Source organism: Roseomonas sp. TS2, from assembly GCF_058833935.1.
Genome location: NZ_JCACVY010000002.1, coordinates 110,592 through 116,934, shown reverse-complemented (window position 1 = coordinate 116,934; position 6,343 = coordinate 110,592). Strand labels below are relative to the sequence as shown.

Sequence of the window (6,343 nt, the reverse complement as noted above, 5' to 3'; positions counted from 1 at the left end):
GAGATAAGCGTCACCGAGGTGGCGGACCTGATGGCTGACCCCTATGGCTACTATGCCCGCCGCGTGCTGCGCCTGGTGCCCTTCGACCCGCTGGACGCCGAGGTGGGCGCCGCCGATTACGGCCAGATGGTGCATGAGGCGATGGCGCGCTGGACCCGCCGGCTGGAGACCGCCCCCGGCGGCTGGCCCGGCGCCGCCACCGCGCTCGAATGGTTTGAGGAGGCCGCCGAGACGGCGCTGGAGGAGGCCGCCGCCCGCCCCGGCCTGCTGGCCTTCTGGCGGCCGCGCCTCTCGCGCATCGGCGCCTTCGTCGTGGCGCAGGAGGAGGCGATGCAGCGCGGCCAGCCTGTCCGCACCCGCCATGCCGAGGTGCCGGGGCATCTCGACCTCGCCCAGGGCCAGCTCCGCCTGAAGGTGCGCGCCGACCGCATCGACCTGCTGGCCGACCGCACCCTCTCCATCATCGACTACAAGACCGGCACGCCGCCCTCCAACAAGGAGGTGCAGGATGGCCGCGCGCCGCAGATGCCGCTGGAGGCGGCGATCGCCGCGGCGGGCGGCTTCCAGGGGGTGGAGCCGCGCCCCGTCTCGGCGCTCGCCCATTGGCGGCTCACCGGCGGCGGCACGCCGGGCGCGGTGAAGCCGGTCGCCGGCGAGCCGGAGGCCCTGGCGGCCGATGCGCTGGACAACACCATCGCCCTGCTGCGGGACTTCCTGCTGGGCGAGCGGCGCTTCATCGCCCGCCCGCATCCGCGCCGCAAGCCGGTGCGCACCGACCACGACCACCTGGCCCGCGTCGCCGAATGGGGGAACACCGATGAGGCCTGATCCCTGCAAAGCCCCGCCGGATGGCGAGCGCGCCGGCGGCGTCGCCCTCTCGCCGCGTGCCGCCGCACAGGCGGCGCAGCGCCGCGCCTCGGACCCCGACGCCTCGGCCTGGGTGGGCGCCTCCGCCGGCTCGGGCAAGACCAAGGTGCTGACCGACCGCGTGCTGCGCCTGCTGCTGCGGCCGGGCACGCGGCCGGGGCGCATCCTCTGCCTCACCTTCACCAAGGCCGCCGCCGCCGAGATGGCGCAGCGCCTGGCCCGCCGCCTCGGCGAGTGGGTGGTGGCGGATGAGGAGACGCTCACGCGCAGCCTGCACGACCTGACCGGCCAGGCGCCCGATGCCGCGCTGCGCCGCCGCGCCCGCGCCCTCTTCGCCGAGGTGCTGGAGCAGCCGGGCGGCATGCGCATCGCCACCATCCATTCCTTCTGCCAGTCGCTGCTGCGCGGCTTCCCGCTGGAGGCGGGGCTGCCGCCACAGTTCAGCCTGATCGAGGAGACGGAGGCCGCCACCATGCTGGCCGAGGCGCGCGAGGCCACCCTCGCCTCCGGCCGGCTGCCGGCCGACGCCATCGAGGCCATGGCCGGCCTCGGCTCGCCCGAGGATTTCTCCGAGACCCTGCGCACCCTGGTGAAGGAGCGCGAGCGGCTGGGCGCCGCCATCGCCGCCGCCGGGGGCGTGCGCGGCAGCGACGCGGTGCTGCGCCGCCGCCTCGGCCTGCCGGCCGAGGGCGGCGAGGTGGAGGCGGTGGCCGAGGCGGCGCGCGGCGCGGCGCGGGAAGAGCTGGTGCGCGCCGCCGCTTTACTGCGCGGCAGCGGCAACGCCAACGACCGCGCCCGCGGCGAGACGATGAAGGCCTGGATGGACCTGCCCGAGGGCGCCCGCGCGGCGCGCTGGGAGGAATGGACGGCCATCTTCCTCACCGCCGCCGAGGGCACGCCGCGCAAGTCGCTGGCCACCAAGGGCGGGCTGCGGGACCGGCACGAGGAGGCGCAGTCCATCCTGGCGGCCGAGGCGGAGCGGGTCTTCGCGCTGGAGGAAAGCCGCAAGGCCTGGCGCCTGCACGCCGCCAGCCTGGCGCTGCTGGCGCTGGCCCAGCCGGTGCTGGAGGCCTACACGGCGCGCAAGGCGCGCATCGGCGCGGTGGATTTCGACGACCTGATCCAGGCCGCCCGCGCCCTGCTCTACGACCCCGGCAGCGCCTGGGTGCTCTACAAGCTCGATGGCGGGCTGGACCACCTGCTGCTGGACGAGGCGCAGGACAGCAACGCCTACCAGTGGGAGATCGCGGCGCGGCTGGCGGAGGAGTTCTTCTCCGGCCTCGGCACCCGCCCCGAGGGCGAGGAGGGCCCGCCGCGCAGCATCTTCGCGGTGGGCGACGAGAAGCAGTCCATCTACAGCTTCCAGGGCGCCGACGCCGCCGGCTTCGCCCGGTGGGAGGCGCATTTCGCGCAGGCGGTGCAGGCGGCGGGGGGGAGCTTCGCCGCCGTGCCGCTGAACGTCTCCTTCCGCTCCACGGCGCCGGTGCTGGCGCTGGTCGATGCCGTCTTCGCCGACGGCCCGGCGCGGCGCGGGGTGGTGGAGGAAGGCGACACGCTCCGCCACCGCGCCGACCGCGAGGCCGATGCCGGGCTGGTGGAGCTGTGGCCGCCGCTGGTGAAGCCCGGCAACGCCACGCTCGAGCCCTGGCACGTGCCGGACGAGCCGGTGGCCGAGGCGGATGCCGAGGCGCTGATGGCGGAATCGCTCGCCGCGCGCATCGCCCACATGGTGCGGCACGAGACGCTGCCGGCGCGCGGCGGCCGCCGCGTCCGCCCGGGCGACATCCTGGTGCTGCTGCGCCGGCGCACCGGCTTCTCCAACCTGCTGGTCCGCGCCCTGAAGGCGCGTGGCGTGATGGTGGGCGGCGTCGACCGGATGCGGCTGATCGAGCAGATCGCCGTGCAGGACCTGCTGGCGCTGATCGACGTGCTGCTGCTGCCGGAGGACGACCTGCAGCTGGCGGCGCTGCTCAAGAGCCCGCTCTGCGGCGTCTCCGAGACGGAGCTGTGCGACCTGGCGCGCGCCCGCACCCAGCCGCTGTGGTGGCGCCTGCTGGAGCACCGCGGCCAGGACACCGCCCCCGGCCGCGCCGCCGAGTGGCTGGCCGACCTTGCCGACCGCGCCGACCTCGCCACGCCCCACTCCATCCTGGCCGAGGTGCTGGGCGAGCATGGCGGGCGGGCGCGCATCCTGGCCCGCCTCGGCCCCGATGCCGCCGACCCGCTGGACGAGGTGCTGAACGCCGCCCTCAGCTACGAATCCCGCCACCCGCCCAGCCTGCAGGGTTTTGTTCATTGGCTGCGGCGGGGTGGCGCCGAGGTGAAGCGTGAGGCCGAGTCCGGCGCCGACGCGGTGCGGCTGATGACGGCGCACGGCTCCAAGGGATTGCAGGCGCCCATCGTCATCCTGCCCGATGTCGGCAGCGGGCGGGGCGAGAAGCCGGTGCGGTGGGACGAGGCGGAGCCGCCCCTGCCCTACTGGGCGCCGCGCAACCGGAAGGATTTCTTCGCCCCCGCCTGGACCACGCTGATGGAGGCCGACAACGCGGCGCGCGAGGCGGAGGAGAACCGCCTGCTCTACGTGGCGCTCACCCGCGCCGAGGACCGGCTGCTGGTCTGCGCCTGGGGCGAGCCGAAGCCCGGCAGCTGGTACGACCTCGTGGCGCAGGGCTTCGCCCGGCTGGAGGGGGAGGAGGAGATGCCCTTCGCGCCGGAGGAGTTCGGCGCCCCGCCCATGGCCAGCTTCGCCGGGCCGCTGCGCCGGCTGGCCAGCGCGCAGGCCGCCCCGCCGCGCGCCGAGTCGGAGCCCGAGCACCCCGGCGAGGAAGGCCCGCTGCCGGAGTGGATCCACCGCCCCGCCGCGCCGGAGAGCGAGGCGCTGACCCTCTCCCCCTCCGCCCTGCCCGGCGAGGAGGAGACGCCCACCGCCGCCCCGCATGGCCGCGCCGACCCGACGGGCGAGCGCTTCCGCCGCGGCCGGCTGATCCATGCGCTGCTGCAGCACCTGCCGGACTATCCGGTGGCCGAGCGCGCCGCGGTGGCCGAGCGCTTCCTCGGCCGCACCGGCCATGGCCTCGGCGAGCAGGACCGGGCCGAGACCCTGGCGGAGGTGCTGCGCCTGCTGGACGAGCCGGCGCTGCGCGACGCCTTCGGCCCCGGCAGCCTGGCCGAGGCGCCGCTGGCCGGGCGGGTGAATGGCCTGCCGCTGGCCGGCCAGGTGGACCGCATGCTGATCACCCCCGACCGGGTGCTGGTGCTGGACTACAAGACCAACCGCCCGCCGCCCGAGCGGGTGGAGGATGTGCCGGGCCTCTACCTGCGGCAGATGGCCTCCTACCGCGCGCTGCTGCGGCAGGTCTTCCCAGGCCGGGCGGTGGAGTGCTGGCTGCTCTGGACCTGGTCGGCGCGGATCATGCAGCTGCCCGGCGCGGTGCTGGACCGCTACGAGCCGGCCTGAGGGCGGCTCAGAGCGGCAGCATCCCCTGCCCGCCCTTGGCTGGCTCCGGCTGGGCCGGCTTCGGCGGTGCTTCCGGCGCGCCGCCGGCGTTGCGGCGGATCTCGCCGCGCGCCGCCTGCCCGGCGAAGCGCAGCTCGGCCACGAAGCGCTCGTATTCGCGCTTCTTGAGCTCGGGGTCGGGCAGGCGCAGCAGGTAGCTGGGGTGCACGGTCAGCATCACCGGCAGCCCGGCCGGCAGTTCCTCCGGCGCCTCGAAGACCTGGCCACGCAGCTTCAGCATCGGCAGCTTGCGGCCCATCAGCGCCTGGGTGGCGGTGGCGCCCAGCGCCACCAGGAAGCGCGGCGCCACCGCCGCCACCTCCGCCAGCAGGAAGGGGCGGTAGAGCTTGATGTCACCCGCATCCGGGCTCTGGTGCAGCCGCCGCGCGCCGCGCTGGGTATATTTGAAATGCTTCACCGCGTTGGTGACGTAGGCGGCGCCGCGCTCGACGCCCGCCTCCTCCAGCGCCTGGGTGAACAGCCGGCCGGCAGGGCCGACGAAGGGGCGGCCCTGCCGGTCCTCCTCGTCCCCCGGCTGCTCGCCCACGAACATCAGGGGGGCGCCACGCGGCCCCTCGCCGGGCACGGCGGGGCGGCCGGTGGCCCATTCGGCCGTGGGGATGGGGATGGCGGGAGCGGGGGCGTCGCTGTCTGGCGGTGTCATGGCTGGATGAGGAATGCGCAAGCCCGGCGGCGGTTCCGCGCGCGGCGCCTTTCCCCGGCACTTTCCGGCTGGTAGAGAGGGCGCCTTCTCTCGATTCCAGGCGCGTGGGGGTTGCTCAAGCCATGAAGTTCTCGGTGGACCGGGCGGTGCTGCTCAAGGCGCTCGCGCATGTGCAGAGCGTGGTGGAGCGGCGCAACACCATCCCCATCCTCGCCAACGTGATGCTGGCCGCGCAGGACGGCGCCCTGACCCTGACGGCGACGGACATGGAGATCGCCATCGTCGAGGCGGTGCCGGGCGTCACCGTCACCCGCACCGGCCGCACCACCGCGCCGGCTGCGACGCTGTACGAGATTGTCCGCAAGCTGCCGGATGCCGCCAAGGTGGAGCTGGACCATGCGGGCGGCGACGCGCCGCTGGCGCTGCGCGCCGGCCGCTTCGCCACCTCGCTGATGGTGCTGCCGGTGGAGGACTTCCCCTCGATGACCGAGGGCAAGCTGCCGCACAGCTTCCACCTCGCCCCCTCGCTGCTGCGCGAGCTGGTGGACCGCACCAAGTTCGCCATCTCCACCGAGGAGACGCGCTACTACCTCAACGGCATCTACCTGCACGCCACCGAGGTGGAAGGGCAGCCCGTGCTGCGCGCCGTGGCGACCGACGGCCACCGCCTGGCCCGCGTGGAGGAGCCGCTGCCGGAGGGCGCCGCCGGCATGCCGGGCGTCATCATCCCGCGCAAGACGGTCAACGAGATCCGCAAGCTGGCCGACGAGGCGCAAGACCCGATCGAGGTGCGGCTTTCCGACACCAAGATCCGCTTCACCTTCGGCGCCGTGCACCTGACCAGCAAGCTGATCGACGGCACCTTCCCCGAGTATGAGCGCGTCATCCCGCGCGGCAACGACAAGATCCTGACGGTGGACAAGAAGGCCTTCGCCGACGCCGTCTCCCGCGTGGCCGCCATCTCCTCCGAGCGTTCCCGCCCGGTGAAGCTGAGCCTGAAGCAGGACAGCCTGACGCTGACCGCCAGCAGCCCCGACCAGGGCCAGGCGGAGGAGGAGCTGGATGGCGGCGCCGTCTCCTACGGCAACGGCCCGATCGAGATCGGCTTCCAGGCGCGCTACCTCGCCGACATCACCGACCAGATCGAGAGCAAGGTGGAGTTCCGCTTCGCCGACGGCTCCGCCCCCACCGTGGTGGTGGACGCCTCCAAGCCCGAGGCGCTCTACGTGCTGATGCCGATGCGCGTCTGAGCGCACCGCCATCCGGGCGAGGAACAGGCCGGGGCAGCGCCGCCCCGGCTTTTTCTTTAGGTTACC

At 74.3% G+C, this 6,343-nt stretch carries 4 protein-coding genes; 3 read left to right on the top strand and 1 reads right to left on the bottom strand.

Going from position 1 to position 6,343, the window contains the following annotated elements; genetic code table 11:
- The coding region (locus ACZJYS_RS01100; protein ID WP_493175281.1) for a PD-(D/E)XK nuclease family protein at positions 1-828 on the top strand (828 nt) is incomplete at its 5' end.
- Complete coding sequence (addA, locus tag ACZJYS_RS01095) at positions 818-4,324, top strand: double-strand break repair helicase AddA (RefSeq protein ID WP_493175279.1); 3,507 nt, start codon at positions 818-820, stop codon at positions 4,322-4,324. The genes ACZJYS_RS01100 and addA, both read left to right, overlap by 11 nt.
- A 7-nt stretch (positions 4,325-4,331) precedes the next feature.
- Here addA and ACZJYS_RS01090 read toward each other — a convergent pair whose 3' ends face one another.
- Positions 4,332-5,027: a UdgX family uracil-DNA binding protein gene (locus ACZJYS_RS01090; protein WP_493175277.1), complete on the bottom strand. Its 696-nt coding sequence runs from the start codon at positions 5,025-5,027 to the stop codon at positions 4,332-4,334.
- 122 nt (positions 5,028-5,149) lie between these two features.
- On the opposite strand from ACZJYS_RS01090, the gene dnaN reads away from it, so the two are divergent.
- Positions 5,150-6,277: a DNA polymerase III subunit beta gene (gene dnaN / locus ACZJYS_RS01085; RefSeq protein ID WP_493175275.1), complete on the top strand. Its 1,128-nt coding sequence runs from the start codon at positions 5,150-5,152 to the stop codon at positions 6,275-6,277.
- Positions 6,278-6,343 lie beyond the last annotated feature (66 nt).